The sequence below is a fragment of the Streptomyces luteolus genome (assembly GCF_029968015.1).
In the GTDB taxonomy this organism is placed as follows: Bacteria; Actinomycetota; Actinomycetes; order Streptomycetales; family Streptomycetaceae; genus Streptomyces; species Streptomyces luteolus.
In genome coordinates this window covers 15,446-34,077 of sequence record NZ_JASCIS010000066.1, presented here as the reverse complement: position 1 = coordinate 34,077, position 18,632 = coordinate 15,446, and the positions used below count along the sequence as shown (strand labels likewise).

Sequence of the window (18,632 nt, the reverse complement as noted above, 5' to 3'; positions counted from 1 at the left end):
TATTTGTTGGGGAAGCCCCGCACCTGATGGTGCGGGGCTTTCCTGTTTTCAGGGGTCTCAGGACTTACAGTCAAAGCATGCGCTATGACCTGGTGATCTTCGACAACGACGGCGTCCTCGTGGACAGCGAGCCCATCTCCAACGCCATTCTGGCCAGCTATCTCACCGAGTTGGGGCACCCCACGACGTACCAGGAATCGCTGCGGGACTACATGGGTGCGGCCATGCACCGGGTGCACGATCTCGTGGCCGAGCGAGGTGGCAAACCGCTGCCCGAAGACTTCGAGACGGCGTACAACCGGCGCGTGTTCACCGCGTTCCAGGAGGAGTTGGAGCCCGTGGCGGGCGCCGTCGACGTACTGGAGAAGCTCACCGCCGAAGGCGTTCCGTACTGTGTGGCGTCCTCCGGGAGTCACGAGAAGATTCGGGTCGGGCATCTCAAGACCGGGCTCGACGAGTGGTTCGAAGAGGAATGGATCTTCAGCTCGGAGGATGTCGGCTCGGGCAAGCCGGCGCCCGATCTCTTTCTGCACGCGGCCCAGCAGATGGATGTCGAGCCGCAGAAGTGCGTCGTCATCGAGGACAGTCCGCTGGGTATTCAGGCGGCGCAGGCGGCGGGTATGGACGTGTTCGCGTTCACGTCGATGATGCCGCGGGACCGGCTCGACGGGGCCACCGCGTACTTCTCCGACATGGGCCAACTCCCGGAAATGCTCGGCTGATTCATTGCCTGGGGCCTCGTACCGATGGTTCTGGTGCTGGTGACGTTGGTTACGCCCGGGCGTTGGCGTCCGAGGGCGACCGATACGGTGACGTGCATGAGCGGCCGCGCACAGCTGATGTGGGACGAGGCAGTAACGCGCTATGACTTCGGCGCCGGGCATCCGATGGACCCGGTGCGGCTTGCGCTGACCAGAGGGCTTGTCTCGGCGTACGGGCTCGACCGCGACCTGGAGGTCGTGGCGGCGAAGCCCGCGGGGGAGTCGACGCTGCGGCTCGTGCACCGGGAGGACTACGTGGAGGCGGTGAAGGCCGCCTCGGCGAACCCCGCCGCGGCCACGGGCTCGTACGGCCTGGGGACCGTGGACGATCCGGCGTTCGCGGGGATGCACGAGGTGTCGGCGCTGATCGCCGGGCAGTCCGTGGGGGCGGCCGAGGCGGTGTGGCGCGGAGAGGCCGGGCACGCGGTGAACTTCGCGGGCGGCCTGCACCACGCGATGCCCGGCGGCGCGGCCGGGTTCTGCATCTACAACGACGCGGCGCTCGCGATCGCGCGGCTGCTCGAACTGGGGGCGGAGCGCGTCGCGTACGTGGATGTGGACGTGCACCACGGGGACGGGGTGCAGGCGGCGTTCTGGGAGGACCCCAGGGTGCTGACGATCTCGCTGCACGAGCACCCCCGGACGCTGTTCCCGCAGACCGGCTGGCCCGAGGAGACCGGAGCGGCCGAGGGCAGTGCCGTGAACGTGGCGCTGCCGGCGGGGACGGGCGACGCCGGGTGGCTGCGAGCCTTCCACGCCGTGGTGCCCGAGCTGCTCGCGGAGTTCCGGCCGCAGGTCCTGGTGACGCAGCACGGTGCCGACACGCACTTCGAGGATCCGCTGGCCCACCTGGCCGTCTCGTTGGACGCGCAGCGGGCCGTGCAGCTCGCCTGCCACGAGCTGGCGCACGAGCACGCGGACGGGCGCTGGGTGGCGCTCGGCGGTGGCGGCTACGCGGTGGTGGACGTGGTGCCCCGGTCATGGACGCACCTCGTGGCGATCGCCGCCGGGCGGGAGATCGCGCCGGAGACGGAGATCCCGGAGGAGTGGCGCCAGGAGGTGTTCGCGCGGACGCGGGAGTCCGCGCCCCGGCGCATGACCGATGGCCGCAAGCCGTCCTGGGCCGACTGGGAGGCGGGATACGACCCGGCCGACCGGCTCGACCAGGCGATCCTCGCCACCCGCCGCTCGGTCTTCCCGCTGCGCGGGCTGTTGCCGTAGGTCGATCTCGTACGGCGGCGTGGCCGAACGCTGAACGCTGAGCACTGAGCGCCGAACACTGAACGCTGAGCGCTGAACTCTGAGCGCTGAACTCTGAGCGCTGAACTCTGAGCACTGAACTCGCTTACCAGCAGCGGGAGCAGGGGCACCCGGCAACCGGGCGAAAGTTAGCCCGACGGTGGGGATTGTCCGGGTTTCCGCGGCCCGGCCGGGGGCGAGTGCGTCAGCATCGCAGGCGTGTTGAGCACCGGCGCCTTGCGGGCGCATCTGCTGGCCGCCCGGCTCGCCGGGCCCGTGGCTACCTCGCGCGAGGAGAGCCTGCGCAGCTATCGGCTCTTCGCGGCCAGGGACCCGCGGGTGCTGCTCGGACTCGATCCCCAATGGTCGTGGGACGACCGGGACTTGATCGCGCTCATGGCGGACAAGTGCGGCGTGTCCGCCGACCCTCTCCACACCACCGGTCCCGATGTGATCGACCCGGAGCGGACGGTGGCCGGTCTCGACGCCTTCGCGGACCGGTTGCGGGAGGCCGCGAGGCGGCGGGCGCCCGTGTTGTTCGGCACCGGTCACCCGCATCGACTGCTCGGTTTCTACGCCGAGTTGGCGGACGCCCTCTCGGCGGCGGGGTGCAGGGTGCTCACCCCCGCGCAGGGCGTACGTGTCGACATAACGACCCGGTTCGGTCTACGTACGTACGCCGTGGACCATGTGAACGGGGTTGCGTTGGTGCGGGACCCGGCCGGGGCGGGCGCCGGGCGTGAGACCGGGGCGCACAGCCACTCGCCGCTCCCGGTGCGTACGGCGCTCGCGGCTGCGGCAGAGGCGGGCGGGCCGCTGCCCGAGCTGGTCGTCGGCGATCACGGCTGGGTCTGCGGTGCAGGTCAGCTCGGTGTGGAGGCCATCGGCCTGGCCGATACGGACGATCCGGCGCTGTTCGTCGGGGAGGCGGAGGGGCTGGTGTCCGTCGCCGTACCGCTGGACGACGGGGTGCGTTCCGACTACTACCGGCCGTTGACGCACTATGTGCTGGGTCGCGCACGTCTGTCACGGTAGGGGACCGAGAGGCCTGTCTGTCACGGTAGGCGGCCTGCCGCAGCACCTCTTCCCCACTCGCACCACCCGCCTCTACTCTGGGTGTGAGCGCGCAGCGACGAGGAGTTACCGGAAGGGGAAGCCGGTGCCCGTCATGTGCGGAAGGTTCGGGTGTGTCATGGCTGCTGAGCAGAGGCCTCTGGGTGAGGTGCAGTTTCTGACCGTGGCGGAAGTCGCCTCGGCGATGCGAGTGTCGAAGATGACCGTGTACCGCCTGGTGCACAGCGGTCATCTGCCGGCGATCCGGGTGGGGAGGTCCTTCCGGGTGCCGGAGAACTCGGTGCACGAATACCTTCGCGACTCGTATGTGGGGGTGGAGACAGCCTGATCGGCCACCTCGATTACGGGCTCGGCGCTCGGGCGGGTAGGCTGTGCCGACGTAGGTCGTGTGGGCCCAGATTGCCCCGCACCGAGATTCCCGCCGCAGCGGGAATGTTCCGAGAAGTGAGCGAGGGTAGTCGTGGGCTCTGTTATCAAGAAGCGGCGTAAGCGGATGGCGAAGAAGAAGCACCGCAAGCTGCTGAAGCGCACGCGCGTTCAGCGTCGCAACAAGAAGTAAGCGCCGCCTCGACGCAGCGCATGGCGAAGCCCCCCACCGGTTTACGGCGGGGGGCTTCGCCGCGTTCTCACCGCGTTCTCACCGGTCCTGGACGGGTTCTCACCGTGTCCTGGACGCGTGCTCGCCGCATTCCGGAGCGTGCCGTCCGCGCGGAATGTGCCAGTCCTCACTTCGTGCAGCGGGAGGTCATCACAGCGCAACATGCAGGCGATAACGTGGCGCGTACCCGAACCGGTACCCCTGTGCGGAAGGAAGGCGCTGATCTTGGGCAAGGTCGTGCTCGTCACCGGGGTGGCCCGGCAGCTCGGAGGCCGTTTCGTACGCCGTGTGCAGCGCGAGCCCGATGTGGACCGGGTGATCGCCGTGGACGCGGTGGCGCCGGAGCACCATCTGGGTGGTGCCGACTTCGTGCGGGCCGACATCCGGCAGCCGGCGATCGCGCGGGTCCTCGCCGAGCACTCCGTGGACACCGTGGTGCACATGGACGTGACGGGCACCCCGCTGGGCGGTGGCAGCCGCGGCTCGGTCAAGGAGACCAACGTCATCGGCACCATGCAGCTCCTCGGCGCCTGCCAGAAGTCGCCGTCGGTGCAGCGGCTCGTCGTCAAGTCCAGTACGAATGTGTACGGTTCGGCGCCCAAGGACCCGGCCGTGTTCACCGAGACGACCCCGCCGAAATCGCTGCCGAGCGGCGGTTTCGCGAAGGACGCGGTGGAGGTCGAGGGGTACGTACGGGGCTTCGCCCGGCGCCGCCCGGACGTCGCGGTGTGTGTGCTGCGCTTCGCCAACATCCTCGGCCCGACCGCCGATTCACCGCTCGCCGACTACTTCTCGCTGCCGGTCCTGCCGACCGTGCTCGGCTACGACCCGCGGCTGCAGTTCGTGCACGAGGACGACGTGATCGACGTGCTGCGGATCGGCGCGCGCGAGCAGGAGCGGGGCACGCTCAACAGCGGCACGTTCAACATCGCGGGGGACGGCGTGCTGCTGCTCTCGCAGTGCTCGCGGCGGCTCGGCCGGCCGACCGTCCCGGTACTCCTTCCCGCGGTGACCTGGGCGGGCAGCGCGCTGCGCACGGTGGGCGTCACGGACTTCTCGCCGGAGCAGGTGCGGCTGCTCACGCACGGCAGGGTGGTGTCCACCCGGCAGATGCGCGAGACACTGGGGTTCCGGCCGCGCTTCACGACGGCGGAGACCTTCGCGGACTTCGCCCGCAGCCGGGGCCCCGGACTGCTGCCTCCAGAGGCCCTGGCGAAGGCCGTCGACCGGCTGGCGGCGCTGCCCTTCGCGGGCGGCGGAGCCACCGGCGACGACGCCGTACAGCACCCGACGCAGAGCGCCAACTGAGGAGCGCAGCAACGATGGCGGACGCCAAGGTCATTCCGTTCGACGAGGGGGCGGCCGACCGGCCGCGCGGTGAGCGCAGGACCCGGCCGAGGCAGCCGGGCCGCCGCAAGCCCGCCGAGCCCTCGGCCGTACGCGAGGTGCGCGCCCTGCCCGGCCAGGGCGAGCCGGCCGGCCTCGACGCGACGTCTGGCCCTGAGGAGACCGAGCCTGAGCAGGGCGGCTGGGAGCGCCGGATCGCGGGCGGCCTGTCCTTCCTGCGCCGCCGCCTCACCGGCGAGTACGACGTGGACGAGTTCGGCTACGACCAGGAGCTGACCGACCAGGTCCTGATGTCGATGCTGCGGCCCGTGTACGAGAAGTACTTCCGGGTCGACGTGAAGGGCATCGAGAACATCCCGGCGGACGGCGGTGCGCTGATCGTCGCCAACCACTCCGGGACGCTGCCGCTCGACGGGCTGATGCTGCAGGTCGCCGTGCACGACCGGCATCCGCAGAACCGGCATCTGCGGCTGCTCGCCGCCGACCTGGTGTTCATGCTGCCGGTGGTGAACGAGCTGGCCCGCAAGGCGGGACACACCCTGGCCTGCGCCGAGGACGCCCAACAGCTCCTGGAGCGCGGGGAGTTGGTGGGGGTGATGCCCGAGGGGTTCAAGGGCATCGGCAAGCCGTTCAGCGAGCGGTACAAGTTGCAGCGGTTCGGGCGTGGCGGGTTCGTGTCGACCGCGCTGCGCGCCGGCACCCCGATCGTGCCGTGCTCGATCGTCGGGGCCGAGGAGATCTACCCGATGATCGGCAACGCGAAGACGCTGGCGCGGGTGCTCGGCTTCCCGTACTTCCCGATCACGCCGACGTTTCCGTGGCTGGGGCCGCTGGGCGCGGTGCCGCTGCCGACGAAGTGGACGATCCAGTTCGGCGAGCCGATCCCGACGGACGGCTATCCGCCGGAGGCGGCCGAGGACCCGATGCTGATGTTCAACCTGACGGACCAGGTGCGGGAGCAGATCCAGCACACGCTGTACAAGCTCCTAGTGCAGCGGCGGTCGGTGTTCTTCTGAGTTCTTGACGCGTACGTGTGTGGGGGCGCCCTCCTGGCCGGAGGGCGCCCCCACACACGTACGTACCGCGCTACTTCGTGGTGTCCTCGCCGTCGATGCCGAGGCCGGGCAGGAGGCCCGGGAGGACCGGCGGGAGGGTGACGTCCGGCTTGCCGGGAGTGGCCTTCTCGTCGGACGGGGTGGCGCTGCCGCTTTCGTCCGCGGGCGGTTCGAGCAGGCCGCCGCCGCCGATGAGGCCGTCGTCCTTGCTGCCGCTCGACGACGGCTTCGGCCTGCTGTCGCTGCCGCCGGGGCTGCTGCCTGAGCCGTCGCCGGGCGACTGCCTGCCGTCGTCGTTGCCGGTGGTGCCGGAGTCCGGGCGGTCGGTGCCGCTGCCCGTGCCCCCGCCGGTCTCCGGGGTGCTCGGCAGCAGGGACTTCAGCGGGGCGACCTCCTCGTCTATGGCGTCGAAGACGGAGCTGACCTCGTCCCCGACGTCGGCGAGCTGCAGCGGGAGGCGGTCGCGCAGGGATCTCCAGGTGTCGCGGTGCGCCTGCGAGAAGCTGTTCAGGGCCTGGATGGGGGCGATCGACCCGTCGCGTTGGTACGCGGCGTGCAGCAGGCGGTGGCCTTCGCTGGCGTCGTTGCGCATCCCGCGCAGGGTGTGCCGGACCTCGCTGAGCGACTCGTGGTCGAGTGCGCCGACCCGGCCGCGCTCCATGAGGCGGCGGGCCTCCTGGAGGCGGGTGGAGGCCTGGTTGAGGTAGAGCTCGCCGCGGGCCGAGTCGTCGTCGGCCATGCCGAGCTTGAGGTCTTCCATGCCGCGCTTCAGCCCGTACAGATGGTCGCCGGGCAGGGCGTCGGAGCTGGCGGCGGCGACGCCGCTGAACGCCCCGGCGGCCACGCCGACGGTGAGGCCGCCGGCCGCGATGCCCTTCGACAGCCGGGAGCGGGGGCGCAATTTGCGCAGCGGGCTTGCCCGGTGGGCGCCCTTGCCCGCGCGCGGTTCGGGCACCGAGGGGCTCACTCCGTCGCCTCCGGCGGCGGTGCCCTCCTGAAGCATCGCCTCCATGGCGGCCATCAGCTGGGCCCGCTGGACCACCTTGACCTCGGGGTCCAACTCCGGCTTGGGCAGCTCGCCGAGCCCACCGGCCAAGGCCAGCATCCGGCTCCTCGCTGCCTGTTCGGCAGCGGGGGAGGCCTCGGTGCTCTCTGGCTGCTCGGCCGCCGCGGCCTGGTCGGACTGCTCCTCCAGGGCCTGGGCGAAGGCGTTCGCCCGCCGGTGTGCCGAAACATTCGCGATCACTGGCGGCACCTCCTCTCGTCATGACGTCCGACTCCCCCGGGGGTCGGTGACCACAGGGAGCCTGCATCCCGCACAACGACGGTCGCGGCACTTGGGTTACGGACGAAAGATGATCCGACCGCTTTCCTCATCCACCCGTCACGGGCGGTGAGTTGAGGGTCACGTGGCGTCGCCGGAGAGGGGGCGTGAGGGGGCGTGAGGGGGTGTGAGATCGGGGGACATGTGGGGGACGGTCGTACGGGGGCGGTGGGGGACGGTGTGGGGGGGCGGTCGTACGAGGGGGTCAGCGGGCGTCGTCCGGCAGGAGTCGGGCGAGGGTGCGCACCGCGCGGTACTGGAGGGTCTTGATCGCGCCCTCGTTCTTGCCCATGACGCGGGCGGTCTCGGCGACCGAGAGGCCCTGGAGGAAGCGCAGGGTCACGCATTCCTGCTGTTGCGGGTTGAGTCGGCGCACCGCTTCGAGCAGCGCGGCGTTGGAGAGGGACTCCAGGACGGAGTCCTCGGGGCTGCGCTCGACCTCGTTCGCGTCGAGCATTTCGCCGGTGGTGACCTCGAGGCGGAAGCGGCTGGACTTGAAGTGGTCGGCGACGAGGTTGCGGGCGATCGTCACGAGCCAGGCGCCGAAGTCGCGGCCCTGCCAGGTGAACGTGCCGATGCGGCGCAGGGCGCGCAGAAAGGTCTCGCTGGTCAGGTCCTCGGCAGTGGCTTTGCCGCCGACGCGGTAATAGATGTAGCGGTAGACGGTGTCGCTGTACTGGTCGTAGAGGCGGCCGAAGGCGTCGGCCTCGCCGGCCTGGGCGCGTTCGACCAGGTCCATCATGCGGGCGCTGTCGCTGTCCGCCGCGGGACGGCGGGCGGTGGTCGACGTGGTGCCGGTGCGGCCGCGTCTGCCGACGGCATGCCGGCCGTCGGGCCGGCGCCCTTCGACGACGGCGGTGCGCGTCGGCCCCTTCCCGAGGCCCTCGGCCAGCGCGTAGCAGGGGGCGGTCGGTGCAGGGACGGCGAAGGCGGGGACGGCGTACGCGGTGGGGACGAAGCCGCGCAAGCGGTCGGCGACCGTTGCGCGCAGCGTAGCCAGGCCCGAGGTGTCAACCCCGACGTGTGGGTACACGGGACTCCCAGAGGCAGAGCTTCCATCACGTGCAGTGTGGGACCGTTCACCCGTCGTAGCGACGTGCGGGGTCCTGTATGCGTCTGAGGAGAATAACGCTTCGTGCAGGGAGCGCTACACCCAGTTGCTCAAATCATCGATTCCGTCGCTTCTGTTACGGATCTTCGACGCTTCAAGTACCGCAGAGTGAGCAGTTGTTGATCGGATTAGACCGTGATCTGTCTGAGTGCGGGGCGTGTTGTGGTCGAGTCCCCCGGACAGGACTGACGGTCCGGAGACACGGGTAACACGTACGGATCGGCTCGTACGGGAGCACGCCCTGTGCCGTGTACGGACGGTGCACGGCACACGGACCCCCGCCGGTCACGGGGGAGTACGCGCGGCGGCGGGGAGCCGGGGAGCCGGGGTTCAGCGGCGGCGGCGGTGCAGGGCGACCGCGGCGGCGGTGCCGCCGGCGATCGCGCCCACGCCGGCGGCGGCCGGGATGCCGACCTTGGCGGCCTTGCGGCCGGTGCGATAGTCGCGCAGTCGCCAGTCCCGTTCGCGTGCGTGCTTGCGCAGTTTGCTGTCGGGGTTGATCGCGTACGGGTGCCCGACGAGCGACAGCATCGGAATGTCGTTGTGCGAGTCGCTGTACGCCGCGCAGCGGTTCAGGTGCAGGCCCTCCGCCACGGCGAGGGCGCGCACCGCCTCGGCCTTCGCGGGCCCGTGCAGGGGTTCGCCGACGAGCTTGCCGGTGTAGACGCCGTCGACGGACTCCGCGACGGTGCCGAGGGCGCCGGTCAGGCCGAGGCGGCGGGCGATGATCGTCGCGGTCTCGACGGGCGCGGCGGTGACGAGCCAGACCTTCTGGCCCGCGTCCAGGTGCGCCTGGGCCAGGGCGCGGGTGCCCGGCCAGATGCGCTCCGCCATGTACTCGTCGTAGATCTCCTCGCCGATGGACATCAGCTCGGCGACGCGGTGGCCCTTGACGATGGACAGGGCGCTCTCGCGGACGTCCTGCATGTGCTCCGGGTCCTCGACGCCGGCGATCCTGAACCAGGCCTGCTGCCAGGCGAATCGGGCCAGTTCCTGGCGCTGGAAGAACTTCCGTTTGTAGAGGCCGCGGCCGAAGTGGAAGAGGGCGGCGCCCTGCATCACGGTGTTGTCGAGGTCGAAGAAGGCGGCGGCCCTGTCGTCGCCCGCGACCGGGAACTCCGGTTCCGCGGGCTGTGCGGACTCGGTGGGTTCCTCTGCGAGTTCCAGCTCCTGCGAGGACTTGCGCGCTGCCTCCGCCGAGGCCTCGCCTGCCAGGACGCTGCGCGCGGTGGCGGAGCGCCTACGGGGTGTGAGCCATCCGAGAGCGGCCATGTCCGTGAGCATAGCCATTCTGTTCGGTGCCATCGGAGTCGCGCGCGTTCGAAGCCCGTGAACTCTCCGCTACCGCACCGTTAATCGCTGTGACGAGTGCCGCGTGTGGCTCTCGCGACGGAGGGGTCCGCTTGGCTCGCGGGCGCGCGAGAATGGCCGTATGAGTCCCATTTTTCGGCGTACGGAGAAGAAGCGGCCCGAGGACCGGCTGGTGACCTTGATCGGTAAGCCGGGCTGTCATCTGTGCGATACGGCACAGGAAGTGATCGAAAAGGTCTGCGGAGAGACGGGCGCCGCATGGGAGAAGAAGGACATCACGCAGGACGAGGAGTTGCACCGAAAGTACTGGGAGCAGATTCCCGTGGTGCTCGTGGATGGGGCGCAGCACGACTTCTGGCGCGTCAATGAAGATCGTCTGCGGCGGGCCCTCACCGCTTAGCCGGGGCGGCCCGGCGCAGGCACGGGCGGTTCCGGGGCGATGCGGGCAGGATCGGGAACTGACCGACCAGTCTGAAATTCGATTACGATCGGGGGCGATTTGGTCGCGGGGGCTTGGAAATCGTGAGGAGAGTGTGCGGTTTTGCCCCCTACGGGTAACCAACGTCGCGCCGCCCGCGCCGGTTCCACTTCGGCGTACAACTGGCGCGTGACCCCGGTCACTTTGGCCGGACAAACCGGACACCATCTTTGTGCACGCGTTCACAAAGACATAGCCTGCATTCGACGGGGCGGTCTGGGGACTTCTGGCCGCCTACAGCCCCGCTCTACCCGCAGGAGCACCGTGGCAACTGGCCGAACTCACCGACCGGCGACCCGCAGCCGAGGGATTCCCGAGGCCACCGTCGCCCGGCTTCCGCTGTACCTTCGCGCGCTGACCGCACTGTCGGAGCGCTCGGTTCCCACGGTCTCCTCCGAGGAACTCGCGGCCGCGGCGGGGGTCAACTCCGCGAAGCTGCGCAAGGACTTCTCGTACCTCGGCTCGTACGGCACCCGTGGTGTCGGGTACGACGTCGAGTATCTCGTGTACCAGATCAGCCGTGAACTGGGGCTCACCCAGGACTGGCCGGTTGTGATCGTCGGTATCGGTAATCTCGGCGCCGCCCTGGCCAATTACGGCGGGTTCGCGTCCCGTGGATTCCGGGTCGCCGCACTGATCGACGCCGACCCGAACATGGCGGGTACGCCCGTCGCGGGCATGCCGGTGCAGCACACCGACGAGCTCGAGAAGATCATCGACGACAACGGCGTCTCGATCGGCGTGATCTCGACCCCCGCGGGCGCCGCCCAGCAGGTCTGCGACCGTCTGGTGGCCGCCGGCATCACCTCCATCCTGAACTTCGCGCCGACCGTTCTGTCCGTGCCGGACGGCGTCGACGTGCGCAAGGTCGACCTCTCCATCGAGCTGCAGATCCTCGCCTTCCACGAGCAGCGCAAGGCGGGCGAGGAAGCCGGTGCCGAGGCTGTCGTCGCGGACGCCGTCGCCGAGGCCGCGGCGGCCGACGCACCGGTCGCCGAGAGCGACGCGGAGGCCGCCGCACCGCCCGCCGCCCGCGCCGAGACCACCGACCGCAAGGGACCCGACGGGGACGTACCCGCCGTGATGCCGGCATGAGTCTCCTCGTCGTCGGCCTCAGCCACCGCAGCGCCCCCGTGAGCGTCCTCGAGCGCGCCGCGCTGCCCGCGGACGCCCAGGCCAAGCTGCTGCACGACACCGTCGCCGCCGAGCCCGCCACCGAGGCCGCGGTGCTCGCCACCTGCAACCGCATCGAGCTCTACGCCGACGTGGACAAGTTCCACGCGGGCGTCGCCGAGCTGTCCACGCTGCTCGCCCAGCACAGCGGCGTCGGCCTGGAGGAGCTCACCCCGTATCTGTACGTGCACTACGAGGACCGGGCCGTCCACCACCTGCTCTCGGTGGCGTGCGGGCTCGACTCCATGGTCGTCGGCGAGGGCCAGATCCTCGGCCAGATCAAGGACGCGCTCGCCACGGCCCAGGAACTGCACACCGCCGGGCGGCTGTTGAACGACCTGTTCCAGCAGGCCCTGCGGGTCGGCAAGCGCGCGCACTCCGAGACCGGCATCGACCGCGCCGGGCAGTCCCTGGTCACCTTCGGCCTGGAACAGCTCGCCGACGGGGCGCCGGTGGACGAGTGGGCCGCGGGCAAGCGGGCGCTCGTGATCGGCGCCGGGTCCATGTCGTCGCTCGCCGCGGCGACGCTCGCGCGGGTCGGCGTGGCCGAGATCGCCGTCGCCAACCGCACGCGGGCGCGGGCCGAGCGGCTCGTGGAGATTCTTTCCGAGTCCGGTACGGGGTGCTCCGCGCGGGTTGCCTCGATGGACTCCGTCGAGGCCGAGCTGACACGAGTCGACGTCGTCGTTTCCTGTACGGGGGCGACTGGGCTCGTACTCACGGGTGAGGCCGTTGCGGCGGCGGTTGCCTCCGTGGCCGGGCCCGAGCGGGCCGAGGCTCCCAGCCTGCGGGCTCCGGACGGGTCGTTGGTGGCTCGGCTTGCGGCGGCGGCTGCGCGGGATGGTCGTATCCCGGATGCGGGGTCCTTTGCGGACGCGCCTGGGGTCGACTCCCCTGAGTTGCACGGTACTTGGGCCGGTAACGGGGCTGTGCTCGACAACCCGGCGACCGGGCCGGAGTCGTCCTCGGCTTGCCCGGCACCTGGGGCTGTGCCCACCCTCCCCCAAGCTCTCGACTCCTCCCCCAGCCTTCGGCCGGGAGGTGCCCCCAGAGCAGGGGGGACCCCCATCGCCCCTGGCGGACCAGCTGCCCACAGCGGAAGCGGGAGCGGTACTGCTGACGGCGAAGCCGTGCGGGCTGTCATCCCCGCTCAGCACGCCCCCGCCAAGCTCGCTCTGCTCGACCTCGCCATGCCGCGGGACATCGACGCCGCCGTGCATCGGATCGACGGTGTGCGGCTCGTCGACATCGAGTCGCTCGCCGAGGCCTCCGCCGACGCGCCGATGGCCGCCGATGTGGACCAGGTGCGCGCCATCGTCGCCGACGAGGTCGCCGCCTTCGGTGCCGCGCAGCGGGCCGCGCACATCACGCCGACCGTGGTCGCCCTGCGCACCATGGCCGCCGACGTGGTGCAGAGCGAACTGGCCCGGCTCCGCGGCCGCCTGCCCGACCTGGACGAGCGGCAGCAGGCCGAGATGACGCAGACCGTGCGACGCGTCGTCGACAAGCTCCTGCACGCCCCGACCGTGCGGGTCAAGCAGCTCGCGAGCGAACCCGGTGGCTCCGAGTACGCCGACGCGCTGCGCACCCTCTTCGACCTCGACCCGCAGACGGTTGCCTCCGTATCCCGGGCGGACTCGAACAGCAACGACACCGACGCAAGAAACCGGGGGCGAGCATGACTCAGACCCAGAAAGCGCTCCGGCTCGGCACCCGGCGCAGCAAGCTCGCCATGGCCCAGTCCGGCCATGTCGCCGACGCCGTACGGCAGTTGACCGGACGGGACGTCGAGCTCGTCGAGATCACGACGTACGGCGACACCTCGCGGGAACAGCTCGCGCAGATCGGCGGCACCGGCGTCTTCGTCACCGCGCTGCGCGACGCGCTGCTCCGCGGTGACGTCGACTTCGCCGTGCACTCGCTCAAGGACCTGCCGACGACTCAGCCCGAGGACCTGACGCTCGCGGCGACCCCGCGGCGCGAAGACCCTCGCGACGTGCTGATCGGACGCGACGGGATGACCCTGGCCGAGCTCACCGAGGCCGCCGAGGGCGGCGTCGTGCGCATCGGTACCGGCTCGCCCCGGCGCATGGCGCAGCTGAACGCCTGCGCCCACCAGCGTGGCCTCCGCCTGGAGACCGTGCCGATCCGGGGCAACATCGACACCCGTATCGGGTTCGTACGCAGCGGGGAGCTCGATGCCGTGGTGCTTGCCGCGGCCGGACTCAGCCGCATCGGCAGGACGGACGAGGTGACGGAGTTCCTCGACCCCGACCACGTCCTGCCCGCCCCCGGCCAGGGAGCCCTGGCCATCGAGTGCACCGCAGCGAATGCGGAGCTCGCCGCCACCCTCGCCGAGCTCGACGACCCGTTCACGCGGATCGCCGTGACCGCCGAGCGTTCCCTGCTCGCCGCCCTGGAGGCCGGCTGCTCCGCACCCGTGGGAGCACTCGCCGACCTGCTGGCCGAGGGGCAGGTTGTCAACGAAATGCGCCTGCGAGGCGTCGTCGGTGCGACCGACGGCTCCGCGCTGGTGCAGCTGTCCACCACCGGTCCCGTACCCACCACCCAAGAGCGGGCCGAAGCCCTCGGCCGTGAACTCGCGGCCGAGATGCTGGCCAAGGGTGCGGCCGGTCTGATGGGGGAGCGAGCACATTGAGCCCCACCACCTCTGTACCTCAGGCGTCCTTCGGACCCGGACACGTCACCTTCCTCGGTGCCGGTCCGGGCGACCCGGGACTGCTCACACTGCGCGCCGTCGAGGCGCTGGCCAGCGCCGATGTGCTGGTCGCCGAGCCCGAAGTGCTTGACGTCGTCCGTGCGCATGCGCGGGCCGGCGCCGAGCTCTCGGGCGCGTCGCAGCAGGCCGGGGCTGACGAGTCATCAAGCCCCGTGGATGCCGCCAATCTTGTCATGGCGGCGGCACGCGGCGGCAAGCGGGTCGTCCGTGCCGTGAGCGGCGACCCGGGCCTGGACGCGGGCGTCGGCGAGGAGATGCTCGCCTGCGCCGCCGAGGGCATCCCCTTCGAGGTGGTGCCCGGCATCGCCGCCGCCGTGGGCGTGCCCGCGTACGCCGGAGTGCCGCTGCGGGACGAGCACGGCGCGGACGTCCGGTTCGTGGACGCGCGTACCGCCTCCGAGCGCTGCTGGACCGAGGTCGGCGCCTCGGACGGCACGGTCGTCGTCTCCACCACCCTGGAGACCGTGGCCGCCGCCGCCGGTGAGCTGGTCGCCGCGGGCCGCAAGCCGGACACCCCGATGGCGGTGACCGTGGCCGGTACGACGACCCGGCAGCGCACCTGGAACGCCACGCTCGGCACGGTCGCCCAGGTCCTCAAGCAGGCCAAGGTGCTGCCGTCGCCGCAGGGGCACCAGCCCGTCATAGCCGTGGTCGGCGAGCGTTCCGCGGCCGCGCGGCGCGACCGGCTGTCGTGGTTCGAGTCCAAGCCGCTGTTCGGCTGGAAGGTGCTCGTGCCGCGCACGAAGGAGCAGGCGGCCTCGCTCTCCGACCAGCTCGTCAGCTACGGCGCGGTGCCGCACGAGGTGCCGACCATCGCCGTCGAGCCGCCGCGTACGCCCCAGCAGATGGAGCGGGCGGTGAAGGGGCTCGTCACCGGGCGGTACGAGTGGATCGCGTTCACCTCCGTCAACGCCGTGAAGGCCGTCCGCGAGAAGTTCGAGGAGTACGGGCTCGACGCCCGTGCCTTCGCCGGGATCAAGGTCGCCGCGGTCGGCGAGCAGACCGCCAAGGCGCTCATCGCCTTCGGTGTGAAGCCCGACCTGGTGCCCAGCGGCGAGCAGTCCGCCGCCGGTCTCCTGGAGGACTGGCCGCCGTACGACCCGGTCTTCGACCCGATCGACCGGGTGTTCCTGCCGCGCGCCGACATCGCCACCGAGACCCTGGTGGCCGGGCTCATCGAGCTGGGCTGGGAGGTCGACGACGTCACGGCCTACCGGACCGTGCGTGCCTCGCCGCCGCCCGCGGAGACCCGCGAGGCGATCAAGGGCGGCGGTTTTGACGCCGTTCTCTTCACGTCGTCCTCGACCGTGCGGAACCTCGTCGGCATCGCCGGCAAGCCGCACAACGTCACGGTGATCGCCTGTATCGGCCCGGCGACCGCGAAGACCGCGGAGGAGCACGGGCTGCGGGTCGACGTCATGGCCCCGGAGCCGTCCGTCCACAAGCTGGCCGAGGCGCTCGCCGAGTTCGGTGCCGCGCGGCGCGCTGCCGCCGTCGAGGCGGGCGAGGCCGTCACCCGGCCCAGCGAGCGCCGTCCCGGTGCGCGGCGTCGCAGGGCCGCGACCTCCTGACGCGGACGCCTCTCGCACGCGCGGGCCCCGCACCCCTACCCGGGTGCGGGGCCCGAGGTCTCTTCCGGGCTGACCGTGTGTCCGTAGCGGAGCACGTTGGCCGGGTCGTAGAGGGCCTTGTCGTGGCGCAGCCGGTCGTAGACCTCCGCGGTCCAGGCGCGGGCGCGGTCCGGCTCGTCGTGCGGGGTGCCGTGGAGGTTGACCATGGTGTGGCCCGTGCCGTACGGGGCCATGGCCGCGTACAGGGAGGTGACCGCCTCCTGGACCGGGGCCACGGCCTCCGGGACCGGCAGGACCGCGACCGCCTCCAGGAGGTACTCGGCGTCCCGGGCGCAGATCGCGTCCTCCGTCGCCGCGGGGCGGGACAACGCGCCGCCCATGTGGCGCAGTTCGACCATCAGCAGGGGGCAGTCGGAGGCGCCCGGACCCACCTGGGCGAGGAACGTCGCTCGCGCCTCCGGGGGCAGCCCCCGCAGCAGCAGGCAGGACTCCGTCGCGGGGAGCGGGTCGTGCGGGTCCATGTAGATGCGGTCCATGGCCGCGTACGGCATCTCCTCCACCGTGTCGACCACCACCGGCGCCGCCGCGCGGATCGGAGTCAGCAGGCTCTCGCCCGCGGCCGGTTCGCCGGTCCAGGCCAGCACGACCCGCGCCCAGAAGCCGCCTCGCAGCGGCTCGGGGATCTGCGGGATCGGCGGCAGCCGCAGCAGCCCGAAGGAGCTGCACATCTCGTCGGGAACCTGCTCGGCCCACTCCGCCCACGCCTTCAGGAGCGCCTCGGCGTGCTCGCCCGGGCAGTAGATCCCGCCGCCGACCACCGAGGTGAGGGGCAGCAGGTCGAAGGTCAGGGACGTGACCACGCCGACGTTGCCCTTGCCGCCGCGCAGCGCCCAGAACAGCTCCGGCTCGCTGTCGGCGGTCACCTCGCGGAGCGTGCCGTCCGGCGTGATCAGCTCGAAGGAGCGGACCAGGTCGGCCGCGTAGCCGTACGTGCGGCCGAGGACGGGGAGGCCGCCGCCCAGGGTGTAGCCGACGACCCCGGCGTCCGTGGAGGAGCCGTTGAGCGGGGCCAGCCCGTGCGGGGCCGCCGCCTCCAGGACGTGCCGCCACCTCGCCCCGGCGGCGACGGTCGCGGCGCGCGCGGCCGGGTCGATGCGTACGTCGGTCATGCGGGTCGTGCTGATCAGCAGCCCCTCGGCGATGGGGAAGTTGGCGCCGTGCCCGGTGGCCTGCACGGCGACGGGTGTGCCGGTGTCCGAGGCCCAGCGCAGCGCGACCGCGATGTCCTCGGGACAGGTCGCGCCGACGACCACGTCCGGGGTGTGCAGCGCCGCCAGGTTGAAGCCGGTGACCTCCTCCGCGTAGCCCTCGTCGCCGGGATGAAGGACCGGGCCGCGGATCTCCGACAGGGCGAGGCGGCCGGGTGCGGGCTGGTGGGGTGTGGTGGTCATGGCAACCTCCGTGGCGGGGCGTACGGAGGGCCGGGCGGACTTCGGTCAGGCACCGGCGTGCGGCGGGTCATGGGTCGGCGTGCGTCCGGAGCATGTGTCGAACGAGCGGCCGGATCATGTGTCGGCGTGCGGCCGGATCATGTATCGGCGTGCGGCGGAAGAGAGAGGCCGTCGGGGGCCCTTTCCTTCAGCATGGCCCTGTGCGGGCGGCGTCGCATGCCGGGCCTGGCGCGGTCCGTTCGAGGGCCGCCGTATCCGACGTGCAGTCGGCAAATGGGGTGTCGGCGCGGGCGTAGCGTAGGCGGCATGACGAAGTACGGAGCCTTTCCGGGTTCGCGGCCGCGGCGGCTGCGGACCACGCCCGCGATGCGCCGCATGGTCGCCGAGACCCGGCTGCATCCGGCCGACCTGATCCTGCCCGCGTTCGTACGCGAGGGGATCGATACGCCCGTGCCCATCGAGGCCATGCCGGGCGTCGTGCAGCACACGCGCGAGACGCTGAAGAAGGCCGCTGTCGAGGCGGTCGAGGCCGGGGTCTCCGGGATCATGCTGTTCGGCGTGCCCGAGGACGCCAAGAAGGACAACGCCGGTACGGCCGGTACCGACCCGGACGGCATCCTCCAGGTGGCGCTGAGGGACGTGCGCGCCGAGGTCGGCGACGACCTGGTGATCATGTCCGACCTGTGCCTGGACGAGTTCACCGACCACGGCCACTGCGGCGTCCTGGACGACGCCGGCCGGGTCGACAACGACGCCACCCTGGAGCGGTACGCGGAGATGGCCCAGGTCCAGGCCGACGCGGGCGCCCATGTGGTGGGCCCGAGCGGCATGATGGACGGCCAGGTCGGCGTGGTCAGGGACGCCCTCGACCAGACCGGCCACGAGGACGTGTCGATCCTCGCCTACACCGTGAAGTACTCCTCGGCGTTCTACGGACCGTTCCGGGAGGCCGTCGGCTCGTCCCTGCAGGGCGACCGCAAGACGTACCAGCAGGACCCCGCCAACGCGCGGGAGTCGCTGCGGGAGCTGGCCCTCGACCTGGAGGAGGGCGCCGACATGGTGATGGTCAAGCCGGCCGGCCCCTACCTCGACATCCTCGCCAAGGTCGCCGAGTCGGTCGACGTGCCGGTCTCCGCGTACCAGATCTCCGGTGAGTACGCGATGGTCGAGGCCGCCGCCGAGAAGGGGTGGATCGACCGGGACAAGGCGATCCTGGAGACGCTGACCGGCATCAAGCGGGCCGGGGCGAGCACGATTCTCACGTATTGGGCTGTGGAGGCGGCGCGGGCGTTGCGCTAGGCGCTTGGGCGCGCGGCAGTCGTACCACCGAACCTTGGTCTTCGGCTGCCGCGCCGTCGTGGCTGGGGTTTGCGCAGTTCCCCGCGCCCCTGACGGGGCC

17 protein-coding genes and 1 pseudogene are annotated in these 18,632 nt (G+C 71.2%); 14 read left to right on the top strand and 4 right to left on the bottom strand.

What is annotated here, in order from left to right; all coding sequences use genetic code 11:
* Positions 1-77: 77 nt before the first annotated feature.
* The 8 genes and pseudogenes from QIT00_RS36185 to QIT00_RS36150 all read left to right on the top strand — a co-directional run bounded on the left by QIT00_RS36185 (position 78) and on the right by QIT00_RS36150 (position 6,035).
* Positions 78-722, top strand: coding sequence for an HAD family hydrolase (locus tag QIT00_RS36185; RefSeq protein WP_282539749.1), 645 nt, complete (start codon positions 78-80; stop codon positions 720-722).
* A 15-nt stretch (positions 723-737) separates the two neighbouring features.
* Positions 738-868: pseudogene (locus tag QIT00_RS36180) on the top strand (MFS transporter); the annotation flags it as partial.
* Positions 819-1,982: an acetoin utilization protein AcuC gene (locus QIT00_RS36175; RefSeq protein ID WP_282539748.1), complete on the top strand. Its 1,164-nt coding sequence runs from the start codon at positions 819-821 to the stop codon at positions 1,980-1,982. The pseudogene QIT00_RS36180 and the gene QIT00_RS36175, both read left to right, overlap by 50 nt.
* 237 nt (positions 1,983-2,219) lie before the next feature.
* Positions 2,220-3,035, top strand: a complete 816-nt coding sequence (locus tag QIT00_RS36170) for a phosphatase (protein ID WP_282539747.1) — start codon at positions 2,220-2,222, stop codon at positions 3,033-3,035.
* A gap of 157 nt (positions 3,036-3,192) precedes the next feature.
* Positions 3,193-3,402 carry a helix-turn-helix domain-containing protein gene (locus QIT00_RS36165; protein WP_282539746.1) on the top strand — a complete coding sequence of 70 codons (210 nt, stop codon included), beginning with the start codon at positions 3,193-3,195 and terminating at the stop codon, positions 3,400-3,402.
* A gap of 132 nt (positions 3,403-3,534) precedes the next feature.
* Positions 3,535-3,633, top strand: a complete 99-nt coding sequence (locus QIT00_RS36160; protein WP_003948845.1) for a 30S ribosomal protein bS22 — start codon at positions 3,535-3,537, stop codon at positions 3,631-3,633.
* Between the two features lie 264 nt (positions 3,634-3,897).
* A complete protein-coding gene (locus QIT00_RS36155; protein WP_282539745.1) occupies positions 3,898-4,980 on the top strand; it encodes an NAD-dependent epimerase/dehydratase family protein in 1,083 nt (360 codons plus the stop codon).
* Between the two features lie 14 nt (positions 4,981-4,994).
* The gene (locus QIT00_RS36150) at positions 4,995-6,035 is read left to right on the top strand and encodes a lysophospholipid acyltransferase family protein (protein ID WP_282539744.1); all 1,041 of its coding nucleotides are present in this window, start codon (positions 4,995-4,997) and stop codon (positions 6,033-6,035) included.
* A gap of 70 nt (positions 6,036-6,105) precedes the next feature.
* Here QIT00_RS36150 and QIT00_RS36145 read toward each other — a convergent pair whose 3' ends face one another.
* From QIT00_RS36145 to QIT00_RS36135, 3 genes are all read right to left on the bottom strand, one after another.
* Positions 6,106-7,320, bottom strand: a complete 1,215-nt coding sequence (locus tag QIT00_RS36145; RefSeq protein WP_282539743.1) for a DUF5667 domain-containing protein — start codon at positions 7,318-7,320, stop codon at positions 6,106-6,108.
* A gap of 283 nt (positions 7,321-7,603) precedes the next feature.
* Positions 7,604-8,431 (bottom strand): ECF subfamily RNA polymerase sigma factor, BldN family, encoded by an 828-nt coding sequence (locus QIT00_RS36140; RefSeq protein WP_282539742.1) that lies wholly within the window; start codon positions 8,429-8,431, stop codon positions 7,604-7,606.
* Positions 8,432-8,839: 408 nt separating this feature from the next.
* Positions 8,840-9,781 carry an HAD family hydrolase gene (locus tag QIT00_RS36135; protein ID WP_282539741.1) on the bottom strand — a complete coding sequence of 314 codons (942 nt, stop codon included), beginning with the start codon at positions 9,779-9,781 and terminating at the stop codon, positions 8,840-8,842.
* Positions 9,782-9,941: 160 nt separating this feature from the next.
* On the opposite strand from QIT00_RS36135, the gene QIT00_RS36130 reads away from it, so the two are divergent.
* The 5 genes from QIT00_RS36130 to QIT00_RS36110 all read left to right on the top strand — a co-directional run bounded on the left by QIT00_RS36130 (position 9,942) and on the right by QIT00_RS36110 (position 15,782).
* The gene (locus QIT00_RS36130; RefSeq protein ID WP_282539740.1) at positions 9,942-10,220 is read left to right on the top strand and encodes a glutaredoxin family protein; all 279 of its coding nucleotides are present in this window, start codon (positions 9,942-9,944) and stop codon (positions 10,218-10,220) included.
* A 342-nt stretch (positions 10,221-10,562) separates the two neighbouring features.
* Positions 10,563-11,393 (top strand): redox-sensing transcriptional repressor Rex, encoded by an 831-nt coding sequence (locus tag QIT00_RS36125; RefSeq protein ID WP_282539739.1) that lies wholly within the window; start codon positions 10,563-10,565, stop codon positions 11,391-11,393.
* A complete protein-coding gene (locus QIT00_RS36120; protein WP_282539738.1) occupies positions 11,390-13,153 on the top strand; it encodes a glutamyl-tRNA reductase in 1,764 nt (587 codons plus the stop codon). Before QIT00_RS36125 ends, QIT00_RS36120 begins: the two co-directional genes overlap by 4 nt.
* On the top strand, positions 13,150-14,130 hold the full coding sequence (gene hemC / locus QIT00_RS36115) for a hydroxymethylbilane synthase (RefSeq protein ID WP_282539737.1): 981 nt from the start codon (positions 13,150-13,152) through the stop codon (positions 14,128-14,130). Before QIT00_RS36120 ends, hemC begins: the two co-directional genes overlap by 4 nt.
* Positions 14,127-15,782, top strand: coding sequence for a bifunctional uroporphyrinogen-III C-methyltransferase/uroporphyrinogen-III synthase (locus QIT00_RS36110; RefSeq protein WP_282539736.1), 1,656 nt, complete (start codon positions 14,127-14,129; stop codon positions 15,780-15,782). Before hemC ends, QIT00_RS36110 begins: the two co-directional genes overlap by 4 nt.
* A 35-nt stretch (positions 15,783-15,817) precedes the next feature.
* On the opposite strand, the gene QIT00_RS36105 is transcribed toward QIT00_RS36110, so the two are convergent.
* Positions 15,818-17,233, bottom strand: coding sequence for an FAD-binding oxidoreductase (locus tag QIT00_RS36105; protein ID WP_282539735.1), 1,416 nt, complete (start codon positions 17,231-17,233; stop codon positions 15,818-15,820).
* Between the two features lie 306 nt (positions 17,234-17,539).
* Between QIT00_RS36105 and hemB the strand changes: the two genes are divergently transcribed.
* A complete protein-coding gene (gene hemB / locus QIT00_RS36100) occupies positions 17,540-18,532 on the top strand; it encodes a porphobilinogen synthase (protein ID WP_282539734.1) in 993 nt (330 codons plus the stop codon).
* Positions 18,533-18,632 lie beyond the last annotated feature (100 nt).

Excerpts from the sequence above, each read along its gene's own strand:
- QIT00_RS36185 (WP_282539749.1), top strand. The coding sequence starts at position 78 with ATGCGCTATGACCTGGTGATCTTCGACAACGACGGCGTCCTCGTGGAC.
- QIT00_RS36175 (WP_282539748.1), top strand. The coding sequence starts at position 819 with ATGAGCGGCCGCGCACAGCTGATGTGGGACGAGGCAGTAACGCGCTAT.
- QIT00_RS36165 (WP_282539746.1), top strand. The coding sequence starts at position 3,193 with ATGGCTGCTGAGCAGAGGCCTCTGGGTGAGGTGCAGTTTCTGACCGTG.
- QIT00_RS36150 (WP_282539744.1), top strand. The coding sequence starts at position 4,995 with ATGGCGGACGCCAAGGTCATTCCGTTCGACGAGGGGGCGGCCGACCGG.
- QIT00_RS36135 (WP_282539741.1), bottom strand. The coding sequence starts at position 9,781 with ATGGCCGCTCTCGGATGGCTCACACCCCGTAGGCGCTCCGCCACCGCG.
- QIT00_RS36130 (WP_282539740.1), top strand. The coding sequence starts at position 9,942 with ATGAGTCCCATTTTTCGGCGTACGGAGAAGAAGCGGCCCGAGGACCGG.
- QIT00_RS36120 (WP_282539738.1), top strand. The coding sequence starts at position 11,390 with ATGAGTCTCCTCGTCGTCGGCCTCAGCCACCGCAGCGCCCCCGTGAGC.
- hemC (WP_282539737.1), top strand. The coding sequence starts at position 13,150 with ATGACTCAGACCCAGAAAGCGCTCCGGCTCGGCACCCGGCGCAGCAAG.
- QIT00_RS36105 (WP_282539735.1), bottom strand. The coding sequence starts at position 17,233 with ATGACCACCACACCCCACCAGCCCGCACCCGGCCGCCTCGCCCTGTCG.
- hemB (WP_282539734.1), top strand. The coding sequence starts at position 17,540 with ATGACGAAGTACGGAGCCTTTCCGGGTTCGCGGCCGCGGCGGCTGCGG.